20 protein-coding genes and 3 pseudogenes are annotated in these 25,025 nt (G+C 58.5%); 7 read left to right on the forward strand and 16 right to left on the reverse strand.

Features of this window, described 5'->3' with window-relative positions:
• Positions 1-176: 176 nt before the first annotated feature.
• The 6 genes and pseudogenes from EN990_RS18045 to EN990_RS18070 form a co-directional block, all read left to right on the forward strand.
• Positions 177-263 (forward strand): annotated as a pseudogene (locus tag EN990_RS18045) (helix-turn-helix domain-containing protein); the annotation flags it as partial.
• A gap of 273 nt (positions 264-536) precedes the next feature.
• Positions 537-2,018, forward strand: a complete 1,482-nt coding sequence (gene nifB / locus EN990_RS18050) for a nitrogenase cofactor biosynthesis protein NifB (RefSeq protein ID WP_063169393.1) — start codon at positions 537-539, stop codon at positions 2,016-2,018.
• 29 nt (positions 2,019-2,047) lie between these two features.
• Complete coding sequence (locus EN990_RS18055) at positions 2,048-2,242, forward strand: 4Fe-4S binding protein (protein WP_024505232.1); 195 nt, start codon at positions 2,048-2,050, stop codon at positions 2,240-2,242.
• 85 nt (positions 2,243-2,327) lie between these two features.
• Positions 2,328-2,648, forward strand: a complete 321-nt coding sequence (locus tag EN990_RS18060) for a nitrogen fixation protein NifZ (RefSeq protein ID WP_024505231.1) — start codon at positions 2,328-2,330, stop codon at positions 2,646-2,648.
• The gene (nifT, locus tag EN990_RS18065; protein WP_024505230.1) at positions 2,645-2,857 is read left to right on the forward strand and encodes a putative nitrogen fixation protein NifT; all 213 of its coding nucleotides are present in this window, start codon (positions 2,645-2,647) and stop codon (positions 2,855-2,857) included. The genes EN990_RS18060 and nifT overlap by 4 nt, the downstream gene beginning before the upstream one ends.
• A gap of 34 nt (positions 2,858-2,891) precedes the next feature.
• Entirely contained in the window at positions 2,892-3,785 is an 894-nt protein-coding gene (locus EN990_RS18070; protein ID WP_024505229.1) for an SIR2 family protein, read from the forward strand.
• 307 nt (positions 3,786-4,092) lie between these two features.
• On the opposite strand, the gene EN990_RS18075 is transcribed toward EN990_RS18070, so the two are convergent.
• From EN990_RS18075 to EN990_RS18100, 5 genes and pseudogenes are all read right to left on the reverse strand, one after another.
• Positions 4,093-4,659 carry a sugar O-acetyltransferase gene (locus EN990_RS18075; RefSeq protein ID WP_024505228.1) on the reverse strand — a complete coding sequence of 189 codons (567 nt, stop codon included), beginning with the start codon at positions 4,657-4,659 and terminating at the stop codon, positions 4,093-4,095.
• 464 nt (positions 4,660-5,123) lie between these two features.
• A pseudogene (nifA, locus tag EN990_RS18080) lies at positions 5,124-6,167 on the reverse strand (nif-specific transcriptional activator NifA); the annotation flags it as partial.
• A 772-nt stretch (positions 6,168-6,939) separates the two neighbouring features.
• The gene (locus tag EN990_RS18090) at positions 6,940-8,148 is read right to left on the reverse strand and encodes a beta-ketoacyl-[acyl-carrier-protein] synthase family protein (protein WP_095794006.1); all 1,209 of its coding nucleotides are present in this window, start codon (positions 8,146-8,148) and stop codon (positions 6,940-6,942) included.
• Positions 8,149-8,430 carry an acyl carrier protein gene (locus EN990_RS18095; RefSeq protein ID WP_029356603.1) on the reverse strand — a complete coding sequence of 94 codons (282 nt, stop codon included), beginning with the start codon at positions 8,428-8,430 and terminating at the stop codon, positions 8,149-8,151.
• Between the two features lie 1,218 nt (positions 8,431-9,648).
• Positions 9,649-10,872, reverse strand: a pseudogene (locus tag EN990_RS18100) (IS110 family transposase).
• Between the two features lie 701 nt (positions 10,873-11,573).
• On the opposite strand from EN990_RS18100, the gene EN990_RS18105 reads away from it, so the two are divergent.
• Positions 11,574-12,491 carry a LysR family transcriptional regulator gene (locus EN990_RS18105; protein WP_063170390.1) on the forward strand — a complete coding sequence of 306 codons (918 nt, stop codon included), beginning with the start codon at positions 11,574-11,576 and terminating at the stop codon, positions 12,489-12,491.
• A gap of 48 nt (positions 12,492-12,539) precedes the next feature.
• On the opposite strand, the gene EN990_RS18110 is transcribed toward EN990_RS18105, so the two are convergent.
• The 11 genes from EN990_RS18110 to EN990_RS18160 form a co-directional block, all read right to left on the reverse strand.
• Positions 12,540-13,343 (reverse strand): TIM barrel protein, encoded by an 804-nt coding sequence (locus tag EN990_RS18110; RefSeq protein ID WP_063169395.1) that lies wholly within the window; start codon positions 13,341-13,343, stop codon positions 12,540-12,542.
• A gap of 164 nt (positions 13,344-13,507) precedes the next feature.
• On the reverse strand, positions 13,508-14,569 hold the full coding sequence (locus tag EN990_RS18115) for a LacI family DNA-binding transcriptional regulator (RefSeq protein WP_051695606.1): 1,062 nt from the start codon (positions 14,567-14,569) through the stop codon (positions 13,508-13,510).
• Between the two features lie 275 nt (positions 14,570-14,844).
• Positions 14,845-16,128: a dicarboxylate/amino acid:cation symporter gene (locus EN990_RS18120; RefSeq protein ID WP_210326678.1), complete on the reverse strand. Its 1,284-nt coding sequence runs from the start codon at positions 16,126-16,128 to the stop codon at positions 14,845-14,847.
• Positions 16,129-16,520: 392 nt separating this feature from the next.
• Positions 16,521-17,282, reverse strand: a complete 762-nt coding sequence (locus EN990_RS18125) for a sulfotransferase domain-containing protein (protein ID WP_063169397.1) — start codon at positions 17,280-17,282, stop codon at positions 16,521-16,523.
• A gap of 283 nt (positions 17,283-17,565) precedes the next feature.
• Complete coding sequence (locus tag EN990_RS18130; RefSeq protein ID WP_063169398.1) at positions 17,566-18,354, reverse strand: ABC transporter permease; 789 nt, start codon at positions 18,352-18,354, stop codon at positions 17,566-17,568.
• Positions 18,355-18,357: 3 nt separating this feature from the next.
• The gene (nodI, locus tag EN990_RS18135; protein ID WP_024505873.1) at positions 18,358-19,272 is read right to left on the reverse strand and encodes a nodulation factor ABC transporter ATP-binding protein NodI; all 915 of its coding nucleotides are present in this window, start codon (positions 19,270-19,272) and stop codon (positions 18,358-18,360) included.
• A 261-nt stretch (positions 19,273-19,533) separates the two neighbouring features.
• On the reverse strand, positions 19,534-20,859 hold the full coding sequence (gene nodC / locus EN990_RS18140) for a chitooligosaccharide synthase NodC (RefSeq protein WP_063169399.1): 1,326 nt from the start codon (positions 20,857-20,859) through the stop codon (positions 19,534-19,536).
• 15 nt (positions 20,860-20,874) lie between these two features.
• On the reverse strand, positions 20,875-21,534 hold the full coding sequence (gene nodB, locus EN990_RS18145) for a chitooligosaccharide deacetylase NodB (RefSeq protein WP_063169400.1): 660 nt from the start codon (positions 21,532-21,534) through the stop codon (positions 20,875-20,877).
• Positions 21,531-22,121: a NodA family N-acyltransferase gene (locus tag EN990_RS18150; RefSeq protein ID WP_063169401.1), complete on the reverse strand. Its 591-nt coding sequence runs from the start codon at positions 22,119-22,121 to the stop codon at positions 21,531-21,533. The genes nodB and EN990_RS18150 overlap by 4 nt, the downstream gene beginning before the upstream one ends.
• 853 nt (positions 22,122-22,974) lie before the next feature.
• Positions 22,975-24,183, reverse strand: coding sequence for a beta-ketoacyl-[acyl-carrier-protein] synthase family protein (locus EN990_RS18155; RefSeq protein ID WP_095794006.1), 1,209 nt, complete (start codon positions 24,181-24,183; stop codon positions 22,975-22,977).
• Entirely contained in the window at positions 24,184-24,465 is a 282-nt protein-coding gene (locus EN990_RS18160) for an acyl carrier protein (RefSeq protein WP_029356603.1), read from the reverse strand.
• Positions 24,466-25,025: the final 560 nt, after the last annotated feature.

Genomic DNA, 25,025 nt, shown 5'->3' on the forward strand with positions numbered 1-25,025 from the left:
GCGTTCTCCTCTGGAAGGAACCAATCTTTCGGAACGTGGCAATGTCATCGACGAGCTCTCACGGGCCAGCACGATGCCGGTTCGGCGCATCGGCGCCCGCCTGAACACGAGATGGCCACTTGCGATTCTAACGATACGGCCGGACGGGGGCTGGGACCGCGGCGGACGAAGCGTGACGGCTGATCGACACAATGGAGAAGGCCGGCTGGGTTCAGGCTAATGCGGCTCGAATTCTCGGCCTCAAGCTGCGACAAGTCGGCTAGGCGATACGCCGGCATAGTATCGAGGTGAAGGAACTTCTAAGAGCCTGATGAGCCAATCGTCAGGCCAGTGGTCTTGCGCGCCCTGTGCGCGACAAGGAGTGCTTCGTGCTTCTGAACGGATTTGGACTTGCACTGTCGCAAGCAGGACAAAATTGTGTCGCGCCGGCCTGACACAATGCGATATCGACCCGAATAGTGAACTGAAGCCGCTTTTTTCAGTTGGTATGGCTCTTGCACCTTGAACCGCGACGTTACCAGCAACGGAGCCGTTTGATGTCCTCACCGACAGTTTCGATTGAGGGGCCGACTAGCACGACATCCGAGGGTCTTCTGGCAGCCGCGAAATCCGGTGGCTGCGCATCGTCTTCCTACGGCTCGTCGCCGACCAGCCCGGGCGAAGAGGATCCGGCTATTTGGGAAAGGATCAAGGATCACCCCTGCTTTTCGGAGGAAGCGCATCATTATTTCGCGCGTATGCATGTGGCGGTCGCGCCGGCTTGCAATGTCCAGTGCAACTATTGCAATCGCAAATACGATTGCGCCAACGAGAGCCGGCCTGGTGTTGTGTCTGAGAAGTTGACGCCCGACCAAGCGCTACGCAAGGTCATCGCCGTTGCCAACAAAGTTCCGCAGCTTTCGGTTCTTGGCATCGCTGGGCCGGGGGATGCCTGTTACGATTGGGAGAAAACGAAGGCAACGTTCGACCGCGTCATCAGGGAAATCCCCGACATAAAGCTGTGCGTCTCCACTAATGGGCTCGTGCTGCCGGACCATGTCGCCGAGCTTGCCGAAATGAATGTTGATCACGTGACGATCACCATCAACATGGTCGACCCGGAAGTCGGCGCGAAGATCTATCCATGGATCTTTTATGAAAATCGCCGCTACTTCGGCATCGAAGCCGCTCGAATCTTGCACGCGCGGCAGATGCTGGGCCTGGAGATGCTGAGCGCGCGCGGCATCCTCACCAAAATCAACTCGGTGATGATTCCTGGAGTGAACGACCAGCACCTGTTTGAGGTGAACAAAATGGTCAGGGAGCGGGGCGCGTTTCTGCACAACGTGATGCCTCTGATTTCGGACCCGGCGCACGGTACCCACTACGGACTCATCGGGCAGCGCGGCCCAACGGCAACGGAGATGATGGCTCTTCAGGATCGACTTGAAGGTGGCGCCAAGTTGATGCGCCACTGCCGGCAGTGCCGGGCAGATGCTGTCGGCCTGCTCGGTGAAGATCGTGGCCAGGAATTCACGCTGGACGGTATTCCCGACGATGTCGCCTACGATGCTGGCAAGCGTCAGGCCTATCGGCAGGTGGTCGCACACGAGCGCCGTGATCATGAGGCGGCGAGGAGCGAGGCCATCGGTATGGTCAAGGCAACAGACTCCGAAAAGTCGCTTCTGGTTGCGGTGGCCACTAAGGGAGGTGGACGGGTCAACGAACACTTCGGCCACGCGAAGGAATTCCAGGTTTATGAAGTCTCGCCTAGAGGGATCAGCTTGGTCGGGCATCGGAAGGTCGAGCGGTATTGCCTCGGAGGCGGGGGCGAAGACGCCATCCTCGAGGGCGTCATCGCAGCGCTCGAAGGCATACACATAGTGCTATGCGCCAAGATCGGAAATCGCCCGAAGGAACAACTCTCGCGAGTTGGACTGCGCGTAACCGACGCCTATGGCCATGACTACATCGAGACCGCAGTCAGCGCACTTTACGCGGCAGAGTTTGGGATCAGACCACTAGCGGCGACGGCCTGAGCCGTCTCGTCCGATAACCAGGAGTTAGAATGGCTTTAAAGATCATCGCATCCCAATGTACCCAATGCGGGGCCTGCGAGTTCGAATGTCCTTCGGAAGCGATCAAGTTCAAGGGCGACGCCTATGTGATCGATCCAAACAAGTGCACCGAATGCAAGGAGGCCTTCGATACGCAGCAATGCGTGTCGGTCTGTCCGGTACCGAAAACCTGCGTTCCCGCTTGATTCCTACCGAAACGGTCGGGTTCGCCGCACGACGACGCCTGCAACCCGCGACCACAACAAAAGCCTCGAGAAAGGAATGGACAGCATGTGGTCCAGACGCGAACAGGAGGTCGAAATCGGCAGACCGCCACGGTTCATGCAGGGTGAGCGGGTCCGTGCGATACGCCACATAAAAAACGACGGCACCTATCCCGGCAAGGAGATCGGCGAAAACCTCGTGCGGAAGGGCGACGAAGGCTACGTGCGCGACATTGGAACCTTTCTCCAGCAATTCTTCATCTATGCGGTCGAATGGATCGATCGTGGCACGGTCGTCGGCATGCGAGCGCGCGAACTCATTAGCCTCGACAAAGTCGAGGTTCCCTGCGGAGCTGAAGGCATTTCCAACGGGGGAACAGCCGGATGAAAGTAATGATTCGCAGGACCGCTACTGGCTTGTCGGCTTATGTCCCCAAGAAGGATCTCGAAGAGCCGATCACCGAGATTGAGAACGCTGACTTATGGGGCGGGACCGTGACGCTCAGGAACGGTTGGCGGCTCATGCTGCCCGACCTTCCGCGCGACACGCGTTTGCCGATCACCGTCGAGGCGATGAAGATTTCCGACGGGGCCTGATGCCGGTGGGTTCAGTGGCGGAGAGGAAACGCGTATGAACACGATGCTGAGCTGGGACCATCTCGTCGTCGTCCGGGGCAGTTTTGCCAAAAAACTGATTGACCTGCTGAACGGCGCTCTCAAGGCCGATCGAGTGATCCCCTATCTCGGTCCTGGTCTTCTGCAGCTTAACCCACCGGAATCCCCTGTACCTTGCACCCCTGAAGATGTCGCCGCGGCCCTCAACAAGCGGGCGCCTGCCCCTTCCAGGATTCGCACCAATATGTGGTCGGTCGCGCAGTTTATCGAGCAGCGCCGACATCGTCGGACTCTCCAAGCGTGGATGGCGGAGATATTCGCAGCCCCCGCCGAGCCGACCGTTCTTCACGCCTGGCTCGCAACCCTTCAACTGTCTGTCATCATCGACAGCTGGTACGATGGCGCCATGCGAGCAGCCCTTGCAGAGGCCGGCCAAACAGACGTTGTCGAGATACAAGGAACGACGCGCGCGACCGGAATCGGTAACATCTGGACGAGAACTTACGATTTGTCAGGAACAGAACTCGAGGCCGAACAAGTGGCTAGGACGGTGCTCTATGCGCCGCACGGCAGCGTCAGGCCGGCGGCAAACTTCCTCGTGGCTGATTCCGATTACGTCGAAGTCCTAACCGAAATTGATATCCAGACGCCGATCCCGGACGCGGTGAAGCAACGGCGCGTCAACCGGGGTTTTTTCTTCGTGGGCTGCCGCTTCAACGATCAGATGCTGCGCACATATGCCAGACAGCTGATGAAGCGCTCCACTGGCCCACATTTTGCGGTGATCGATTCGGCTACGCTGACCAGAAACGAACGTCGTTTCCTTGCCGAAGGCGCAATCACGGTCATCGACATGCCGATCCGCAACGCCGCGGCTCGCCTCGTCGGGGTCGATGCTAGCCAGGATTAATGGCCGGCGATTGCTGGTGAGTCGCTGCTTGCCTCCAAGGGCGAAAACTCAGTTGGGAATACATTCGTGAGCAGTAATGCTAGTGGCAGCACAACGTAGGCTCTGAATTCGTTGGGCCATGTGAAAGGGTCCGCTGCTGCGGGACGTGAGCACGTTGCGGCGGCATTACGCACATGATCTTGTGACCCCCGTGGCAAAAGAACTGAAGCGCCCGAGTCGCGACAACATATGCAGCGCTCAATGGCTTCGACAAAAATTCGGCACAGTTTCGACAGTTCGCATGCACCTCCAGGGTCAACGAGGTTGATTATGCCTGTTTATGTGGGTCGGCCACGCGAGCAGGAATTCCCACTACCTTTGCCCCGGCGGGAACATCTCGTGTGACCACGCAGCCAGCGCCTACCACTGCATTATCACCAATCGTGACGCCAGGCAGAATGATTGCTCCACCGCCGATCCAGACACGGCTGCCAATGTGAACAGGACGCCCGACCTGCAGGCCGGCCTGCCGCTGCTCGGCATCATGTGGATGATCGGCGGTATAAATCTGCACAGCAGGCCCAATTGCCGTTCCTTGCCCGATTTTGACCTCTACCACGTCAAGAATAACGCAGTTGAAGTTGATGTAGGCATTGGCTCCAATGCGGATATTGAATCCGTAGTCGCAAAAAAAGGGCGGACGGATGACCGTTCCGCGCCCAACCTCTCCCAGCCGCTCGGACAAAAGCTCATGCCAATGCCCCGTGGTCTGCCCCAGCGTATCATTGTACCGCTTGAGCCAAGCCCCGGTTGCCAACAGGTCAGCTTGGATCTCCGGATCCGCCGCATTGTAAAACTCGCCTGCGAGCATCTTTTCTTTTTGGCTACGCATCATAGTCTCCCGTCAGGTCGTGTCCCGTACAGTGATGCAGGAACGCACATCAAACTGCCTCGGCAACTTTGTAACTCGATCTTGCCGGGCGCGCGGTCGGTCACGAGCCGGGGCGACAGTTTCGTCTCGACCAACTTCCAAGAATTTGGATATCGGAGATCAACCGGTCGCAGGGGCCAATACCTGACGAAGTCGGCAACTGTCCAGCGGTCGAACTCACTTTCATGCCCATCTCAGATTGCGTGATATCGAGCGGTAAGCCATCAGCTAATGTATCGACCAGGTCCCGCCAGAGGATTACTCCTTTTTAGTTTGTCAGTCGCAGAGCCCCAGTACGACTGGTGGTAGAAAGCACACGGCCGGAATCTTGGCAGCGCTGTTCACACCCACTTCGTAAGCCTGGCCGATGGGCTCGGCGCCAGAGCACCAATGCTTGACCTGCTCCAGCTCTTGCTCGGCGGGTTGTTTCAGAGACGCTTGATCTCGATACCGCGTTTTCTCAGCACGTAGCCGATCTGGCGCGGGGTCAAACCGAGCAGGCGCGCCGCCTTTGCCTGCACCCAGCCACACTTTTCCATGGCAGCAATGACCGTATCGGCATCGGGCACCCTACCACGAGTCGTGGCAGGGCCTATCGGCGCTTGCCCGTCGCCGACGGGCGGGGCGGCACAGGCGGCGGAAGGCTCGATCGTAGTCGACTTCTCTGACGTCGGCTGTCCGTTCTTCCACAGCGCCGCGGCCAAGCACTGATCCGCGTAACAGGCAAAGTCAGTTCTGAGGATTGATGGACCCGTCGCCAGAACTGCCGTCCGTTGAACGCAGTTTTCGAGCTCTCGGATGTTACCTGGAAATTCGCAGTTCATTAGCACCTCAATCGCTTCGGGAGCGAAGGTCAGCGTGTGATCATTCTCAGTATTGAAATTCTTGAGAAACTGAGCGGCCAAGAGCGGAATATCACCTCGCCTTTCGCGCAATGCCGGCACGCGTAAAGTGACGACGTTGATGCGATAATAGAGGTCTTGCCGGAACTCCTTGCGTTGAACTGCCGTTTCCAAGTCCCTGTTCGTTGCGGCAATCACGCGAACATCAACTTTAATGGTGTGGTTGCTGCCGACGCGCTCAAACTCCTGCTCCTGCAGGACACGCAGCAGCTTAGCCTGGAACGAACCTGATATTTCGCCAATCTCGTCCAGAAACAATGTGCCTTTGTCGGCAGCCTCAAAGCGCCCCTTGCGCAAACTGCTCGCGTCGGTGAAGGCACCCTTCTCATGACCGAACAAGTCAGATTCCAGAAGCGTCTCGGTGAGCGCCGCGCAATTGACCTTGATGAAGGGCTGCTTGGCGCGAGGCGAGAGCTCGTGAATGGCTTTGGCAACCAGCTCCTTGCCGGTTCCGGATTCACCTCGCAACAGGACCGTAGTCTTCGCCTTGGCCACCTTGACAAGGTGCTCACGCAGCTTGCGCAGCGCCTGACTATCGCCAAGCATCTCCTTGCTGATCTTTTTACGTTCCATTTGGCAGCCCATCCCACTCCGCCACCCGCCGGTAGAACTGCACTGGACGGTGAGCTGTGTTGTATTTCGCCATCATCATTCTCGATCTCACCTTTGTTGCTTCGAAATTTCCGGCGCGCGGACCCCCTCGGCAAATGGCAATGGCGCCTGAGCATCGTTGTCTTTCACCAGGACGAGCGTCTTCTCCTCCGTGCGGGCGCCCGCAATATGCGCGCTTGTTTGCGCAGGCCTTTACTCGACCGGTCGCCGTTCTGTCCGGCTTCTGCCGCACCGCAGCCTGCAAACCCATCCTTGACAAGAAAGGAGGGGAGTCAATCGAGCTCTCCTTGCATTCGTGCAAGGAAAATTGTCAGTTTGATAGAATTCTATCAAAACGGCAGAAACGCCCCGCCCCCAATTTGGCTGTACCTGCGGCGTTCAGCTTACGTGACGACATGTGCGGACTTGTCCCAATTGCCGTCCGAGTTGTGCGGGAAACAGTAGCCGCTGCGCTGTTCGCTTCAACCGCGTGATGCCGCTGACAGTAGAGGCGGCGGCTCGTCGAGCGAGGCTTCATTGTTCGGCTACTAAAGCGGCTGTGCTTTGGTGGGAGTTGGTTTCGCCCAAGTTCTGGGCCTGGGGGCGTCTAGCCCGTTTCGCCGCACAGGCTCCTCCCACATCGTCGAGGCCGAGAAGGAGGGACCCCACAGCCCTCCCTGTATCACAATGCCCCGCCCCTCAAGCAGCTAGATACGACAGGTGACCTCGAATGAGGCGTCTTGCATGGCTTCTACACCTGCCTGAATGCCAGAACTGCGTTCGTACCGCCCATGGCGAAGGCGTTGCTCATGGCGACGCGCACCTTGCGCTCGCGCGGCACATTGGGTGTGATGTCGAGGTCGCAAGCGGGATCTGGCTCGCGATAGTTGGCGGTCGGCGGCACGACGTCCTCTTGGATTGCCATCACGCAGGCGATCATTTCAAGCGCGCTCGCTGCGCCGAGGCAATGCGCGTGCGTGGACTTGGTGGAAGAGATGGACATCGAATAAGCGTGGTTTCCAAACACACGCTTGATCGCCGCCGTTTCAGTCTGATCATTGCTCTTGGTACCGGTGCCGTGCGCGTTGAGATAGTCGACGTCCTCGGCATTCAGCCCGGCATCGGCAAGGCAGGCGCGCATCGCCGACGCTGGCCCCTCGACAGATGGCGCGGCAATGTGGAAGGCATCGGCGGAAAGGCCGACGCCGGCGATCTCGGCAAGAATTGTGGCACCACGCCTCGTGGCATGCTCGTAGCTTTCCAGCACGGCCATGCCCGCACCCTCGCCCAGCACCAGGCCCTTCCTATCGGCGGAGAAGGGCCGGCAGGTATCGGGTGAAAGCACGCGCATTGCTTCCCATGCTTTCAGCACGCCCCATGCGAAGGGTGCGTCGCTGCCTCCGGAAACCATTACGTCGGCCCGGCCCAGCTTGATCTGGTCCACCGCCGAGGCGATCGCATGGTTGGCCGAGGCACATGCGGAGGTCACCCCGAAGACCGGCCCGCGCAAGCCGAGGCTCAAGCTAAGATGGACGGAAGCGGCGCTGGGCATCACCTTTACTCCAGTGAAGAGTTCAGCACGGATTGCGCTACCCAAAAGCAGTGAGCGGTAAGTTTGTTCTGTTGCGTACGAACCGGTAAATCCGACGCCCACTGTCGCGCCGAAGCGATGGGCATTCCCCTCGTCGCAGGAAAGTCCGGCCTGCCGCATGGCTTCGCGCGCTGCAAGCACGGCGAGCAAGCTGAAGCGGTCCATGGAGATGAGATGCCCCCGGTTGATGTCGTGCTGGGGCAGCGCCTTGATCTCAGCGCCGGTCATGCCCTCCAGGTCATGAAGCTCGGAATTGGCGATCGGGCCGATGGCGGAGCGGCCTTCGCGCATCTCTTTCCACATAGAGGCGGCGTCGGTGCCCAGTCCGCACAGGCCGCCCACTCCGGTGATAACGACGCGCCTGTCCATTCAAGCCTCCTTCGCAAGCAAGCCGCGGACGGCTTCCACGACGTCGCCGACATTCTTGAGATTGGACCAGGCATCGGCCGTGTTCATGTCGATCTTGATGCCGTAGGCCTGCTCCACATCCCAGAGGACGTCCGCCAAACCCAGCGAATCGAACCCGAGCGCGTCCAGTTCCGTGGCGATTGTTATCTCGCCGACGAATGACGCAGGCATTCCCTCACCGCTCTCCGACTCGGCGCGTTTCTTGATCAGGGCAATGACGTCCGTTGCGAATTGATCGGCCATTCTGTTTCCTGTCTTTCTTTCCCGCGTTTCGACCTGGACGCGGCTCAGTTCCTGAGGCGCGCCGCGTCGCGAAAGCCATCACGCTTGGGCAACTGACAAAGCCCAATGCTCATAAAGCCGGATCAGGTCCGGCCGGTGTGTGGCGTAGGTGCAGTATGACGATGTGAGCCGCTACACGTGCGCGTCTCCCGGTCTGTCCATAGGCTCGGAAGAAGTCGGACAGTTTGACATGGCCGGTCAGTTGCAACTCCCTTTCCCAGCACTCCACTGCCCGGTAGAGCGCATGAAAAATCTCCTTTCGGGCGGTTTCTTAAGACGCTCGCCACGCCATGAGGCAGTGGGGGCATCGGTGTCCATCAGGTGCTTCTGCCCATGCAGGATTCCAGAACATTGATGAAATCGTTTGTTTCGATGAAAGGCATCCACACTTTGGATGGTTGACCACGCTTTTCAAAGATCGTGAACTACATCTCCTCGTTGTGCTCGACGCACTCCGGACAAGTAACCTCATGGGCGCGGCATGCAGGATTAACCGAGCCCAGCCGGTCATGAGTGCGGCCGGCGCTCGGCTGCTCGATTTATTTGCGCGATAAGCTCGCGACCATGTCCGCGGAGGTATTCAAACTTAACGCTGCGTCCGGGAGCTCTTGCCCTCCAGTTTGCGACGCTCCCCCGCCCATCCAGTGATCGTTTATTTCGTCGGATAGTTTGACCCGGCTCTACCGAATCGCCGCTTCAGGATCATTCTTTCCGATTTCGTCACGCTCGTATTTCTGCCGCGTCCTACACCGATTGGGCGCGAACAAAACTGAGCGCCTTGGAACCCGAACCCGTGCGTCGTGACCGGGAGCATCCGGGGCGAACTCATCCGCTCGGGGGCATCGCATCACCGGACGGCGACAGGCACGGTCGACCGGCATCTCGGCATCGGCTGGGAATTCGTCCATGGTCTGCATTGGCGACGACGCTTCCTGAGGCCACGTAGCCCTTATGCCAAGCTGGGCGCCCGGGTCGAGCGCGTAATGACGACAATTGCTTCGCTGCAGGTCAAACGCTTTCCGGGCCACCTGCAAAGTCTTCACCCGGCCGTACAGCGCCCAAGACCACTGATGTGATCGACAAGAGCCTTTTTGATAAATCTGCGCTATTCTCCTGTCGCGCACGGACGACCGCGTGGCGAAGAGCAGGGTCCGAGATGAGAGCCCTGCCGCGCAGCTTCTATCGTCGCGCCTCGTTTGCGGCATCCGTGCCTACCCTCTTCGGACCTCGTGGGTTCCAACCGGCGACGAGGCGTGCATAGGCGCCCTCGGCCTGCTCCACCCAGCGGCGCTCTTCTTCCCGGTGGCTCTTTATGTTGTAGGCGTGCGCTCCCTTTTGGCCGCGCACAGCCTTGCTCCCGGCCTTGAGTTCCACATCGCGCAAGCTTCTTGGCATGCAGGGAGGGTCGAGCCCACGCGTAACTCTCGCCCTTCTCAACAGATGACAGATCACGACAGAGAGTTTGCGTGCGGTTGCCACGGCCGCGACATGCTGTCCGCGCCGGGCTCGCACGCCGCAGGGAGAAGGCTCGCAACGGTCCGGGAGCACGAGCGGCCGCCCAGGCCGCCTCGACGAGCATGCCGCGCGCATGACCACGGCCCTGCTTGGTGATCCGCCCATGGTAGGCCGGACCTGGCCGGACTGCTGGACGCTTGGGTTCAACCCGAGATAGGTCACGAGCTTCTGCGGATCGTCGAAGCGCGACACGTCGCCGATCGCCGCCCTTCATCGCCAGCGCGACGGTGATGTCGACGCCGGGAATGGTCATCAGCCGCTTCACGCCTTCATCCTCGAGAGCCGAGCGGACAAGATCGCGTTCGATGACCTGGAGGTCTTCGCCCAATCGGTCGAACTCGCGCAGATGCCCATCGATCGCGAGGCGCTCGTCCTGCGGTACGACCTGCTCGATTAACCAGGTCCGACCCTTGGCGCCGCACAGGTCAGCATGCGGGCAGGACGGATCAGGTGGCTATGAAGGATCGACTGGATGACGCTCTTCAATCGAGATCTCTGTCGGACAATCTGATTGCGCCGTGTCACCTGTCGACGCAGAGCCTGCGTCGGCTCGTCCGCAATCCAGACTTCTGGCAAGAAGCCGCTGGCATAGAGCTGCGCAAGAACGTCGGCGTCGATCGTCGTTTTGATCTTGGCATAGGCAACGATAAACACCTGTTTCGGCTTGGCGATCCCCACCTTCTTCACATGCGGCGCAACCACAGCTGCAGCGGACGTCGCGTTGCCGGTGGCCTCGATCACCCCGACATCGTTCGGCGACAGCTTCGCGGCGAACGCCGCCAGCAGATCGCGCCGCATGTCGACGCGGCCGAGTCGCCTGAGCCTGCCCTCCTCCCATGCCACTGCTTCGGCGAAGGCGCGGTGAATATCCAGTCCGATGATAAGCATGCCCGTTCCTCCTTCTTGGCTCGGTCAAAGACGGGAGCTGGCGGGCAACACGACATCTACTGATCCGCGCTCGCAGCGCATCCGGGAAAGTCGCGAGGGGCGGCCATGTAACGAGCTCGGGCTCTCAGCCCACGGTCTATTGACGGCCTGCCTGCACCTTTGTGCTCCCGGTGCCCCACGTCCCGGATGGGCTCACCATAAGGGCGTTCCAAAACAAGAACAGCAGGACGAGAAGGCACCACAGATCACATACCGGATAGCGGCAAGGCCAAGCGCTTCGTTCAGATAGGCTTGCGCCAATGGGCTTAGGCCGAGCCTACAACAGCTCTCAAAAACGCTGCCGGACTGCTGCATTGGCTCGCCGATACAATTGGCACAGGCCTCACGGCAGCTTAGGATCAAACCGCCCATCAGTCGCCTCGGACTGGAAAGGTGCACCCTATTAGGTTCCACGCCTAGCTAGGTCGGGGCCGCCGAAGACGCTGGTTGATAGACCGGCGCCATCGGCCCGGCGTTTCAAACTGCCAATCTCTGACCTGCACAGTACGAACGATTGCTCGCTTCGGCAGATCACGCGGCTCATATGTCGGACCTTAACGTCATCCATCATAAACTTTTTGCGACAAAAGATTGCAAGAATGCTAAATTGTTAAAGTCGTTTGTTTCGGTTAAAGGCATCCATCCCATGGATGGCTGATGACATGCGTTTCAAAGGACTTGATCTAAATCTCCTCGTTGTGCTCGACGCACTCCTGACGGAGCGTAATCTCTCGGCGGCGGCACGCAGGATTAACCTGAGTCAGCCCGCCATGAGTGCGGCCGTCGCCCGACTGCGCGATTATTTCCGCGATGAACTGTTTACGATAAGAGGTCGCGAAAGATTTCTAACCCCGCGTGCGGCAGCATTTGCCCCCGCAGTTCGCGACGCTCTCCAGCACATCCAGTGCTCGATTATTTCTTCGGATCCGTTTGACCCAGCTCGAGCCGATCGCCTCTTCAGGATCATTCTTTCCGATTTCGTCACGCTCGTGTTTTTCGAAAAGCTTGTGGAGCGTATTTCACGGGAAGCCCCCGCCGTCAGCTTCGAACTGCTGCCTGTCGACGATAGCCCCGATGAGCTTCTCCGGCGCGGTGACGTCGATTTTCTAATTCTACCGGATATGTTCACGTCGAGTGTGCATTCAAGCGTTGCGCTGTTTGACGAGAAGCTCGTGTGCGTAGGCTGTCCCACAAACAAGCAGCTGCCACAGCAGCTTACATTCGAGAGATACATGTCGATGAGGCACGTCGCGGTCAGGTTCGGGCGTACGATGAAGCCGTCTATCGAGGAATGGTTTTTGCTTGAGCATGGCCTTAAGAGACGTGTCGAGGTCGCCGTGCAGGGCTTCAGCATGATTCCACCTATGGTGTCCGGCACAGCTCGTATAGCGACCATGCCCTTACGGCTGGTCAGGCATTTCGAAAAAACGTTCCCCCTGCGGGTTATCGAACTTCCGCTGCCATTTCCCACATTCACCGAGACCCTCCAATGGCCGGCCCTCCACAATAGCGATCCGGCAAGCATCTGGATGCGGGAGATAATGATACAGGAGGCATCTCGGATGGCTGCCCCGCTGTGAACCCACGGAAAATTCAGGCGCACCTATAGTCACTACTCCTGTCACCATCTACTTTGACGACAATAGCCCTCGCCGGATAAAGTCGATGCTGGCGGCAAGTGCGCCTGCGAGATCGTCCAGAGAATGGACTTCCTCGACCAGCTCGAATGAGAAAGGTCCCGCGTAGCCGCCATCCAGCAGCGCCTGAATCTGGCTGCCATTGTCGGAACCTGCAAGAAAGCGATCGGGGTAAATCCAGAAGGTCGGGTCGTTTACGCTTGAAATGTGCACCAGGCCGGTAAGCTCGCAGAACAGGCATGTCTCCCCGGCCAGGGTGTGGTGGAACGTGTCGTGCACGAGGCGAAAGACGGACTGGCCATCAACCGCGGCAACGGCCTCGGCCGCTTCCTTCTTTGATCGAAGCGAGCAGGTTCGGAAACCCAGCGGCTCGATGAGACCGATCAGACCCCGCGACTGGAGGATTGGCTTGATCTCGTTTAGAGCGAAACGAAGATTGTCCTGGCGCTCGCTATTGGTGGGCCACGAGCTGCGGTTGGCCGGCACCAACACGAGCGTCTCCGCCCCGCACGCCGTCGCATAATCGGCGAGGTTGCTTGCCTCGGCCTGACGCGTTGGAGTCCAGTCGTTGAACCGCTGCAAGGCGTTGACAGAGATGATCGTGACGCCCGCTTCGGTAGCGGCCAACCGAACGTCCGCAGCCGGAATGCCGCGTGCGACAGGATTGCTGAAATGAGGGTAACGGATTTGGACGTCGGTCAGGCCTTGGTCACGGGCAAGCGCGAAAAGCGCACTGACGTCAAGGCGGGGCGCCGCCATGTGATCGAGTGCAAAGCGGGGCGATACCTGGCGCATTGCTTGACTTTCCTTCCATGAAGCGCGGCTGCCATTTCGGCATCCGGCTTCTTTCAAGACGGAACCACGCCGGTTCACAGATCGGACAGAGACGGCCGAGTCAATCGAGCTTTCCTTTCATCGGTGAAAGGAAAATGGGCGCTCATGATAGAAATCCATCAAGGTCAAATATTTTCCGGAAGATAAATGTCGAACGGCAGAAATGTCTGCCCCGGGCTCTCCGCGACGCCGGCTTTGATGGCCCGCTCCATTGCCATTATCAGCTCCTGGCAAAGTCGGCGCATTGGCGTGCCGACCGCCATCGTCAAGATGTCATCCGCAAGCGCCCCACGTGACTGCGGCGTCATTTCACTCACGATCGCGACGAGATCCTGACCGCTCCCCTCTTCTCGGAGCGCGGAAATTGCCCCCTCTATCCCCCCGCCGGCCATATAGAAGCCGACGAGCTCTGGTTCCCGCTGCATAAGATCCAGCAATTTTTCGTAAGTGAGCTGCCGTTCATCAAGGTTCACGAGCGCATCAAGCACCTCGAATTTTGGCGCGTTCTCACGAAAATACGCACGAAAGGCCGTTTCCCGCGTCGCATGCGCCTGGAAGCGATGGCTTCCGACAAACACCGCCACCTTGCCGGGCCGTTTTGCGGCCTTGGAAAACACCCAAGCGGCAGTCCGTCCGACCTTGCTGTTGTTGAGGCCGATGTAGCCCTCGCGCACGCCATCGGCGAAGTCGGATAGCAGCGAAAATACCGGGATACCTTTCGCCTTGAGCTCCTCGACTGATGCTGTGATTTTCGGGTGATCGGCCGCCACCATGGCGATCGCCTGGCAGCGGCTCCCAAGGTCCTTAAGAAGCGGGAGCAGGTCACGCGGCAAATGTGACTGCGCGAACTCGATGATCGGAAGGCCGTGGAAGGATTTAGCCATACTGACCGACTCTTCGATCTTGCGAGCGAAATCTTGGTAGAAATCGTGGGTAGGTTTTCTCAAGATGAAGCCCAGCTTGTAGTGCGGCAGGTGCTGCTGCAAGCGCTGTTTGATGAGACCGGCAGCATGATAGCCGATCGCGTGCGCGGCCGCATGGACCCGCTGGGCGGTCTCCTCTCGCACCGGAAGGCGGACGTTCAGAACCCGATCGACTGTTGCTACGCTGACTCCGGCTTCGCGGGCGAGATCGGCTATTGTGACGCGCTTTCCCCTAGCGATTCTGATCGGCCGGTCCTCCATCATCCGGTGCGCTCCCGCGACGGCTTGGGGCGGCAAGCTGAAATAGTTCCCCCACCCCGCGGATAGCGCATTCGACGAACAGCGCTCCATGCGCACCCAGATGAGTCTCCGTGAACCGTTCGTTTGCTTAGGGGCTTCATGGTGTTGTATTACTCACTGCGTTAGTACTCTATTTCCAGCGCTCTTTGGAGGCTGGCAATTCGACTGTTGTGTCAAGGCCGCTACTTACACGTCGCGCTGTTGCGATCTTGCTTGCGGGGAGCCAGTTTGATGTAACCCTAACCGCGGAAAGCGGTTTCCATCCGTGACTGGTCCAATTCGCCTTCCCAGCGAGCGACAACGAGCGATGCCACCGCATTACCGACTAAATTCGTCAGCGCGCGGCATTCCGACATGAAGCGGTCCACGCCAAGAATTAGAGCCATTCCGGCAACGGGAACACTCGGCACGACAGAGAGAGTAGCGGCCAATGTGATGAAGCCGGCGCCGGTGACGCCTGCCGCACCCTTCGAGGAAAGCATCGCAATTAGCAGCAGGAGGATCTGATCGGCAATTGACAAATCTGTGTTCGTCGCCTGGGCGATGAAGAGGGCGGCGATCGTCATGTAGATATTGGTACCGTCCAGATTGAATGAGTATCCAGTAGGGATGACGAGACTTACGACCGAACGGGCGGCGCCGGCCTTCTCCATCTTCTCCATTAGCGAGGGCAGCGCGGCCTCCGAGGAGGACGTTGCCAGGACAAGCAGCAGCTCGTCCTTGATGTAGCGGACGAGAGAAAAGATCGAGAAGCCGTTGTAGCGGCAGACCGCGCCGAGAACCCCGAACACGAAGAGGAAGGCGGTAAGATAGAACGTCGCGACCAGTATCGCGAGGTTGGCCACCGAACCGATTCCGTATTTGCCGATCGTAAAGGCCATTGCGCCGAAGGCGCCGATGGGTGCAGCCTTCATCAGAATGCCGACGAGCTTAAAAATGGGGGCGGTAAGCGCCTGGAGAAAGGTAACGACCGGCCTGCTCGTCTCTCCGGTCATCGCCAAAGCAATGCCGAACAGGACCGAGAAGAACAGGACTTGCAGGATGTCGCCTTCCGCGAAGGCACTGGCAATCGTTGACGGGATGATGTTCATCAGGAAGCTGGTCACGGACTGCTCGTGAGCCGTGGCCACATAGCCCTTAACGGCTTGGACATCGAGCGAGGCCGGATCGATGTTGAGGCCGGCGCCAGGTTGAACGATATTCGCGACAATCAGTCCGACAACGAGTGCAAGTGTCGAGAAGGTGAGGAAATAAACCATCGCCTTGGCGGCAACTCGGCCGACCTTCTGCAGATCGCTCATGCCGGCAATGCCGGTCGCAATTGTCAGGAAGATGACAGGTGCGATAATCATCTTGACGACTTTGATGAAGGCATCGCCGAGCGGCTTCAGGCTCTGGCCGGTTTCCGGATAGAGGTAGCCAATTGCGGCTCCCAGGACTATGGCGGCAAGCACCTGCACGTAGGTCCGGGCAAAATGGGGCTTGCGGGGCGCTGCGATCGCGCGGGGGACTCTTGGAACCAACACCGTTTCTCTCTCCCTGACCGGATCGGGGTGGGGGCTCCTCCTTCTCCCATGCTGCGCTCCGGTCGAGCGCTGCTGTCATCTCGGAGCAAGCGCCGTGCCAACTGGAGGCCTGTCCCGTCCAGCGAGATTGGTGCGGGTTGCGCACTGGAACCCTCCACCTTTGCCGGAATTTGCACTCAAGGCTCGCCAAAGATCGCGTCTGAAGAAGTGCTTCGCCAGAGAGGGAATTGACCAGGTCGCCTTGCGGCCGTGTCTTTGATGTCTGCCGCAGATCGACTGCCGGCCGATATCTCTGTCGTCTTGGTGACTTTGGTTTGTCAGTTTTGCGACGGAATGCGCGCAAACTGCAGGATATCCTACACGCCCATCAGAGCACGCGGTACAAGCGATTAAGCGTAGGAGCGCATTGAATCTCCGAGGTCAAAAAATCTTGAATAAGGTCCCCGTGCGAAGTGAATCCGCAACTCGTCAAAGTTCTCCACCGTTTGATCCAGCGGTCGCGTTTCCTGGCGCTGCAGGATGGCGTTATCTGATGGCTCAAGCGCTGGAACGCCCAGGAAATCCCAAACCGCTCCCAGGCATTGGGCAGGTTCGTGAAGTAGGCTCTCGTATTCCATTACAAGCAGGTTGGTCGACGTGAAGGAGTCCATAACGCGAGCGTGAAAATCGTCGGCGGCTTTGAAATAAGCCTCACAGTCGGCGATTGACAACCTGACGCTCGGTGGCCGAGCGGTATCGTTGTCCCAGCTGAACTTCAGCCAGTGACCGCTTTCCCTGGCCTGCACAAAGGATCGGAGCGATTCCAATACGTTTCGGCGAACAACAAGGATGACCTTGAGTGCTGGCCAACGAGCCAGTTCCGCAAAGAATGCGGGACGCTCGCGAAACTGAGGTTCATTGATCTTGCATCCAAGATGCGTCACATTCTTGTAGTCGCGCATAGGGCAGCGCACATAGGCAAGCTCAAGAAGCTCGCGATCCGTGCCTAGCAGGCGATCAGTGCTGGGCCAATTGGGATCATATTCGTTTAGCAACTCACCGTTACTCAAAACGGTCGGATGCTCGTTTAGCAATTCTTCTAAATAGTGTGTTCCGGTCCTTGGCATAGCAAGGATCACAAAAGGCTCAAGAGTTGCTTCGTTGTGGGTCATTGCATGTGTATCCAACTAAATAATGGCCGCGACGGTCTGTGGACGCGCACAAGAAGCTTGGCTGCTATCGATTGAACGCTCCGGGTGGGTCCGCGCCTCACCATCCAGCCTGTTCTTCGAGGTGTGGTCGCGAAGCTGGGCGGGTGCCTGCAGCGGCTGGGTGGCGCCCGGCTTCGGCGTTGTACCACTCGCGATTCCTAGCATACGCATGCCTCCGGGCCGCTGTGGGCAGTTTGCATCCGGCATTGCGGACCTCCTTCTGGTTAATGGGTGTAAGCAAGCGTCAACGCATTAGTCGTCGATGAAACAGTCCAGCCGACAGAAAAAAAGGCAATACAGCGAACATGCAAAGTGCGCCTATATGCAGCCCTACATTGTCGCCCAGGCGGCCGAGCATCACCGGACGGATTAGCTCGATAGAATTCGCCAGGGGCGAGAAGGCCGCAATCTGCTGAAACACTCCTGGCAATTGGCCGACTGGAAAAACCGCGCCCGAAAGGAACAGCATGGGTGTGATGACAAGCGTCTGATAGAAAATAAAATAGTGATAACTGGGCGCGAGCGCGATGACGAGCATGGCCAGGCTCGCAAAGGCGAATCCGGTGAGAGCGACGACCGGTAGCACGTAGAGAACCGACGTCCACGCGGCATAACCTAGCGCGGCCGCAACAATCGCAATTGTCGTACCGGCCAGAAAAGCCTTTGTGGCTGCCCAGGTCAATTCACCGAGAACGATGTCGCCGAGGGTAAGTTGTGTGTGCAGGATTGCTTCCCAAGTGCCCTGATCGCGCATTCGACCGAAAACCGCGTAAATTGTTTCGAAGGTTGATGCTGTCATCGCGCTCGTCGCAACCATGCCGGCTGCCAGAAAGGCGATGTAGGATGCACCTTCGATGCGGCCTACCAACAGTCCAAGGCCAGTGCCGAGCCCGAAAAGGTAAATCATCGGATCAGCAAGGGTGCCGAGCATTGAAGCAAATGCCACCTTCTTCCATGCCAGATGATTGCGGCGCCACACCGCCATCCAGTTCCAGGCGTTGGCGGGTAGAGCGGCCGCAAAACGTTCACCCATTGCTCACTTCTCCATCTCACGTCCGGTTAACCGCAAGAAAACGTCCTCCAGACTGGGTGGACGCTCTAGAATACGCAGACCCGCTCGACCGCGAAGCTGGATGCGCACATCCTCCGGCTCAGGCGCATAGCAAAAGAGCGTCTCGCCGCTTACCTCGACACGCTGAACGTACGGTCTGATCAGCGAAATCAGCTCCTGTGGATTACCGCCGAAGATCTCGATCACGTTGCACCCAATGTACTCGTCGATCAGCGCATGAGGACTGCCCTCGGCGATCTTGCGTCCCCGCTCGAGAACACACAGCCGATCACAAAGCCGCTCAGCCTCTTCCATGAAATGGGTGGTCAAAATGATCGTTTTTCCGCTCGCCAGCAGGAAACGAAGTCGCTCCCAGATCAGATGGCGGGCATGCGGGTCGAGGCCGGTCGTGGGCTCATCCATCACAAGCAACTGGGGGTCGTTGATCAGAGCACGTGCCAGCGTCAGGCGCCGCTTCATCCCGCCGGATAGCAGGCCGACACGTGAATCCGCCTTGCTCTCAAGGCGAGCGAACTCGAGCAGCCGTGGGATGACGGCGTTGATCTCTCTTGTACTCATGCCGAAGTAGCGCCCGAACACCAACAGGTTCTCACGTACCGTAAATTCCAGGTCGAGATTGTCGAACTGCGGGACCACGCCTATGCCCTTGCGGGCCAAGCGGCTGCGTGCCGGCACTGGTAGACCGAGGACTGTTATATCACCCGCGTCAGGCCGGGTCATACCGAGGAGCATACGCGCAATCGTGCTCTTGCCTGCGCCGTTAGGCCCCAGCAGACCGAAGCACTCTCCCGATGCAACGGTGAAGGACAGCCCGTCCACAACGAGCTTGTTTCCGAATAATTTGGTTACGCCGGTAAGGTCGATTGCTACATTGGACATGCGTCTATCTCAAGCGGAATGAGTCCGATTGGCCACCGGCAGCTTACTTGCGAATTCTGGTTCAGAGCAGGCCACCGCCTTGAGATGACACCTTTGGAAAGTCGCGGCCGGAGCGACGTGTGTATCGCTTCCGCCAAAGAATAACGTCAAGATGCCACGTGTCGCTTCCACATAGTCCCCGTTCTGACCATAGGTAACTCGACAAGCTTCACCCCGTGTCGACTGACACAACTTACTCGGTCACTCGGCGCTGCAAGGCCGTCAGACTTCACTAGCTGTGAGCGAAAGATCTGCAGTATGAAGTGACTCCGCAATTCCAGAATTGCCCGCAGCATTTGCTCCGCCAAGCGGCATCGCGCTTGTGATTTCCTTTGTGCTGCTGTTGGGCAGGGGAACACTTTTACGCGACAGCCAATCGCTATTGCTCAATGTACACAGGGCGTAAGCCTTCAAGGGGATCAACAGGAATATCCTGATTAACGCGTGCATTGAATAGCCGATGAATCGAAGCTGCCGAGTGCGGAAAGATAACACCGTAGATCTGATTATGGTCATCGTGACAATAGCCAGCACCGTCCACCAATTTACTGTATGTGAAAATAGTAACTCACCGAGCGCCGTTACTACCGCGATGCCGAGCAACAATGGGCCGAGATTCTCTCCCATCACATCCAAAGTTAGATAGCGATCCAGGCCACGCAGTAGACCTCGCGCAAGCATCGTGTCCCGGAAAGTGCTTCGTGCCCAGCGGAGTTGTTGGCGCAAATAAGGTCCCATCTTGTCCGGAACGACTGTCGCCGCGACGGCACCTGGAACGTACTCGGTTCGAAAGCCTGCTTTCAGCATGAGGATCGTAAGATGACGGTCTTCACCGAAGTCGCTTGGTTTCCCCCTGAACAGCTGCGTCTCGTATTGATCCAGCAGAGAAAGGAGACAAGACCGGCGGTACATTGCACATGGGCCGCAGCAGCACATGACCGCACCAAAGCGACCTTGCGCCGCGCGCTCCTCATTGCAAGCCAGCCAGTATTCCATATCGATCAATCGGGTCAACCAAGTGTCGCTGCGGTTGTATGCCGTCAGCTGGCCCATGGCCGCTCCGACCATGGAATCCCGCATTTTTACTGCAAGCTTCGTGATGACGTCGGACGCAAGTGTCGTGTCAGAGTCGACGCTGAGCACGAAATCTCCAGATGAGCGGCGGATGGCGGCGATCTGCGCCTTGCGTTTGCCAACATTTTCGCGGAGCAGAATGAAATTGAATCTCGGGTCGCCCTCGTAGGCGTGATGTACCGGGATGACGGCATTACGATTTCCAGAACCGTCGTCAACCAGATAGACCTGAAATGTTCCGGAGTAATCTTGATTTGCAATGGAAGCTAAACACGCCGCGAGTGTGCGCGGGTCCTCATTGTAGCAGGGGATAATGACATCCACGCTCGGCCAACGGTCGGATCCGAACAAGCTTTCCGACGGCGGCGTAACATTTTCCGGTTGGGAGTAGACCGCTTGCATGCCTCTGTAAACAGTCGAGAGCACCGCATAAGACGAAACGGCAACAGTACTGGCTGTGGTGAGAAGGTCCATAGGATCTCTGTTTGTTCAGGGATGTTGAGGAAGTGATCGGATTACAAATCCGCGGCCGTGCAATTCTGGAATTAGGCGTGACAACGCTGTCACCGTCTGGTCGCGCAGACTGGCTTGATTGCCTGGTTGCAATTCGTCGGGAGCGCACCCGTCGTGCAACAGCACGATTGCGCCCGGCCGGATATCGGCGAGCACTCTGTCGACGATGGCGTCAACGCCGGGGCGAGACCAGTCGCGTGGATCAATGGACCAATGGACGGGCGCCAATGCCTCACCCGCTAATGCAGCGATTACTTCTTCGGTCCAGATGCCATAGGGTGCACGAAAGTACCGAACCATGGCCTGCGGGCAAGCCATCCCTATGACTCTGTTTGCCTCAACTATCTGGCAGTCGACTTCGACGGACCCGCATTTAGCTAGGTCCGGATGAGTCATCGTGTGGTTGGCTATACCGTGGCCGTCTGTAATAATTCGGCGAACGAGTTCCGGCTCGTCGGCCGCGTAGGCCCCAACAACGAAGAAGGTCGCCGGCACCTGATGTTGCGCCAGCACATTGAGTATCTGCGGTGTGAAAAATGAATTGGGACCGTCGTCAAACGTCAGATAGACGCTGCGCTCTGCAATGCGATCGGCATTGTCACTCTGCCCTTCGCATATGTAGTCCAGAGGCTTCATAGTTCCGGACCGTTCCGGTCGATCAGGGTACCAGACGGCCACTCGTCCATCGAGCGTCCGATCGGCGAAACCAACACGAGTACGTCTTCCAGGCGCGTGGGCGGCAGGTCGGGATGCACATCTGGACGGGTCGACCGTACGCGAACGCCCGACACAATGTTCGCGAGGCCGGCTCTGCAGAATCTTTCGACATGGTTTCGCAGCGCGTGCCGAACCGTGCCGAAAGCGAATGGAACACCCAACTGATGGAGCACTGGGTACGCCACGCGCATCGAAAAACCGATTCCGAGCCCTTCAAGATCCGGACGAACCGCGTACAGGCCCAATTCAGCGACGATCAAGTCGACCTCGCCAACTTTGATGAAGCGCCGCAGCATGCCGATGTGAGCCGCTACCCCATGCGCGTCGTAGCCGATTGCGCGGAATTCCGGCCTCGCGCCGGCCCAACTGCGGCCGCCTTCGAATGGCTCCGCGTTGAAGGCGCCAGTCCGTCCATAGGTCTTTCGAAAAAAGTCGGAGAGTTCGACATGGTCGGCCAGTTGCAGCTCATTTTCCCAGCACAACTTCCACTCGACATTCGGACGCATGGAAGACCTCACCTTGTAGCTGTCTGGTTGAGATAAATGTCCAAGCATTGATTAAATAATTGGCGTCGCGCCAACGGGGCGTAACTTGTGGGGACCGCCGAAAGACCAAGCCGCAATGCAGATGCGACTGACTTTGTACGCCCCGCACACCAGATGATGCTCCTCAGATCCAACGCAACCATCGGAACTACCTATCTTTCCAACTTGAAGCGCTTCTATGGGACCTGCAGCAAAAACGGTAAAATCCTTTGTTTAGATGAAAGGTATCCACGCTTTGGATAACTGGGCGAATGCGTTCCATATGGCTGGTCAATTATCGTCGTCACGCTCGAGGCACTTCTGACGAAGCGCAAAGCTCACGCCCGCGGCACGCGCGGCCGTTGCCGGGCCGCGCGATTATCTCCGTAAGAGCCGAGTGGAGCTCAGACACGACGATTGATCAGAATCTGATTCGCGGGTTCAGTATCTCTTTCGTGTATCCAGCTCTGGGCTGTCCTTTGGCGGGAGTTAGGTTCGCCCAGGTTCTGAGCCTGGGGCGTTGGCCCGTTCGCCGCGCAGGCTCCTTCGCACATCGTCGAGGCCGAGAAAGAGGGGCCACACAGCTCCCCCTGTACTTTCCACCACCCGACACCAGCGCTCACCCAGGGCGCCGGCCTTGCTCACCTCAACGGATAGCGCACTCGCGCCGCTTCACGATTAAAAGAATTCTACAAGCAAGATGCCTGTTTGATCGAGAGACGTCCGCTGCCAATTCCCGCATCGCAGAGGCAGCCAATAGCGCTCGCTTTACATAGTGGTCCGGCAAGCAGCTAGATACGACAGGTGACCTCAAATGAGGCGTCTTGCATGGCTTCTACACCTGCCTGAATGCCAGAACTGCGTTCGTACCGCCCATGGCGAAGGCGTTGCTCATGGCGACGCGCACCTTGCGCTCCCGCGGCACATTGGGTGTGATGTCGAGGTCGCAAGCGGGATCTGGCTCGCGATAGTTGGCGGTCGGCGGCACGACGTCCTCTTGGATTGCCATCACGCAGGCGATCATTTCAAGCGCGCTCGCTGCGCCGAGGCAATGCGCGTGCGTGGACTTGGTGGAAGAGATGGACATCGAATAAGCGTGGTTTCCAAACACACGCTTGATCGCCGCCGTTTCAGTCTGATCATTGCTCTTGGTACCGGTGCCGTGCGCGTTGAGGTAGTCGACGTCCTCGGCATTCAGCCCGGCATCGGCAAGGCAGGCGCGCATCGCCGACGCTGGCCCCTCGACAGATGGCGCGGCAATGTGGAAGGCATCGGCGGAAAGGCCGACGCCGGCGATCTCGGCAAGAATTGTGGCACCACGCCTCGTGGCATGCTCGTAGCTTTCCAGCACGGCCATGCCCGCACCCTCGCCCAGCACCAGGCCCTTCCTATCGGCGGAGAAGGGCCGGCAGGTATCGGGTGAAAGCACGCGCATTGCTTCCCATGCTTTCAGCACGCCCCATGCGAAGGGTGCGTCGCTGCCTCCGGAAACCATTACGTCGGCCCGGCCCAGCTTGATCTGGTCCACCGCCGAGGCGATCGCATGGTTGGCCGAGGCACATGCGGAGGTCACCCCGAAGACCGGCCCGCGCAAGCCGAGGCTCAAGCTAAGATGGACGGAAGCGGCGCTGGGCATCACCTTTACTCCAGTGAAGAGTTCAGCACGGATTGCGCTACCCAAAAGCAGTGAGCGGTAAGTTTGTTCTGTTGCGTACGAACCGGTAAATCCGACGCCCACTGTCGCGCCGAAGCGATGGGCATTCCCCTCGTCGCAGGAAAGTCCGGCCTGCCGCATGGCTTCGCGCGCTGCAAGCACGGCGAGCAAGCTGAAGCGGTCCATGGAGATGAGATGCCCCCGGTTGATGTCGTGCTGGGGCAGCGCCTTGATCTCAGCGCCGGTCATGCCCTCCAGGTCATGAAGCTCGGAATTGGCGATCGGGCCGATGGCGGAGCGGCCTTCGCGCATCTCTTTCCACATAGAGGCGGCGTCGGTGCCCAGTCCGCACAGGCCGCCCACTCCGGTGATAACGACGCGCCTGTCCATTCAAGCCTCCTTCGCAAGCAAGCCGCGGACGGCTTCCACGACGTCGCCGACATTCTTGAGATTGGACCAGGCATCGGCCGTGTTCATGTCGATCTTGATGCCGTAGGCCTGCTCCACATCCCAGAGGACGTCCGCCAAACCCAGCGAATCGAACCCGAGCGCGTCCAGTTCCGTGGCGATTGTTATCTCGCCGACGAATGACGCAGGCATTCCCTCACCGCTCTCCGACTCGGCGCGTTTCTTGATCAGGGCAATGACGTCCGTTGCGAATTGATCGGCCATTCTGTTTCCTGTCTTTCTTTCCCGCGTTTCGACCTGGACGCGGCTCAGTTCCTGAGGCGCGCCGCGTCGCGAAAGCCATCACGCTTGGGCAACTGACAAAGCCCAATGCTCATAAAGCCGGATCAGGTCCGGCCGGTGTGTGGCGTAGGTGCAGTATGACGATGTGAGCCGCTACACGTGCGCGTCTCCCGGTCTGTCCATAGGCTCGGAAGAAGTCGGACAGTTTGACATGGCCGGTCAGTTGCAACTCCCTTTCCCAGCACTCCACTGCCCGGTAGAGCGCATGAAAAATCTCCTTTCGGGCGGTTTCTTAAGACGCTCGCCACGCCATGAGGCAGTGGGGGCATCGGTGTCCATCAGGTGCTTCTGCCCATGCAGGATTCCAGAACATTGATGAAATCGTTTGTTTCGATGAAAGGCATCCACACTTTGGATGGTTGACCACGCTTTTCAAAGATCGTGAACTACATCTCCTCGTTGTGCTCGACGCACTCCGGACAAGTAACCTCATGGGCGCGGCATGCAGGATTAACCGAGCCCAGCCGGTCATGAGTGCGGCC

The organism is Mesorhizobium sp. M7A.F.Ca.US.005.03.1.1, assembly GCF_003997975.1.
GTDB lineage: Bacteria > Pseudomonadota > Alphaproteobacteria > Rhizobiales > Rhizobiaceae > Mesorhizobium > Mesorhizobium ciceri.

Coding starts and splice junctions, on each gene's coding strand:
- EN990_RS18155 (WP_095794006.1), bottom strand. CDS start 24,183: ATGGACAGGCGCGTCGTTATCACCGGAGTGGGCGGCCTGTGCGGACTG.
- EN990_RS18110 (WP_063169395.1), bottom strand. CDS start 13,343: ATGCGCCAGGTATCGCCCCGCTTTGCACTCGATCACATGGCGGCGCCC.
- nifT (WP_024505230.1), top strand. CDS start 2,645: ATGAAAGTAATGATTCGCAGGACCGCTACTGGCTTGTCGGCTTATGTC.
- EN990_RS18160 (WP_029356603.1), bottom strand. CDS start 24,465: ATGGCCGATCAATTCGCAACGGACGTCATTGCCCTGATCAAGAAACGC.
- EN990_RS18070 (WP_024505229.1), top strand. CDS start 2,892: ATGAACACGATGCTGAGCTGGGACCATCTCGTCGTCGTCCGGGGCAGT.
- EN990_RS18130 (WP_063169398.1), bottom strand. CDS start 18,354: ATGGGTGAACGTTTTGCGGCCGCTCTACCCGCCAACGCCTGGAACTGG.
- EN990_RS18150 (WP_063169401.1), bottom strand. CDS start 22,121: ATGCGTCCGAATGTCGAGTGGAAGTTGTGCTGGGAAAATGAGCTGCAA.
- nodB (WP_063169400.1), bottom strand. CDS start 21,534: ATGAAGCCTCTGGACTACATATGCGAAGGGCAGAGTGACAATGCCGAT.
- EN990_RS18105 (WP_063170390.1), top strand. CDS start 11,574: ATGCGTTTCAAAGGACTTGATCTAAATCTCCTCGTTGTGCTCGACGCA.
- nifB (WP_063169393.1), top strand. CDS start 537: ATGTCCTCACCGACAGTTTCGATTGAGGGGCCGACTAGCACGACATCC.
- nodI (WP_024505873.1), bottom strand. CDS start 19,272: ATGTCCAATGTAGCAATCGACCTTACCGGCGTAACCAAATTATTCGGA.
- EN990_RS18055 (WP_024505232.1), top strand. CDS start 2,048: ATGGCTTTAAAGATCATCGCATCCCAATGTACCCAATGCGGGGCCTGC.
- EN990_RS18095 (WP_029356603.1), bottom strand. CDS start 8,430: ATGGCCGATCAATTCGCAACGGACGTCATTGCCCTGATCAAGAAACGC.
- EN990_RS18115 (WP_051695606.1), bottom strand. CDS start 14,569: ATGATGGAGGACCGGCCGATCAGAATCGCTAGGGGAAAGCGCGTCACA.
- EN990_RS18075 (WP_024505228.1), bottom strand. CDS start 4,659: ATGATGCGTAGCCAAAAAGAAAAGATGCTCGCAGGCGAGTTTTACAAT.
- nodC (WP_063169399.1), bottom strand. CDS start 20,859: ATGGACCTTCTCACCACAGCCAGTACTGTTGCCGTTTCGTCTTATGCG.
- EN990_RS18090 (WP_095794006.1), bottom strand. CDS start 8,148: ATGGACAGGCGCGTCGTTATCACCGGAGTGGGCGGCCTGTGCGGACTG.
- EN990_RS18125 (WP_063169397.1), bottom strand. CDS start 17,282: ATGACCCACAACGAAGCAACTCTTGAGCCTTTTGTGATCCTTGCTATG.
- EN990_RS18060 (WP_024505231.1), top strand. CDS start 2,328: ATGTGGTCCAGACGCGAACAGGAGGTCGAAATCGGCAGACCGCCACGG.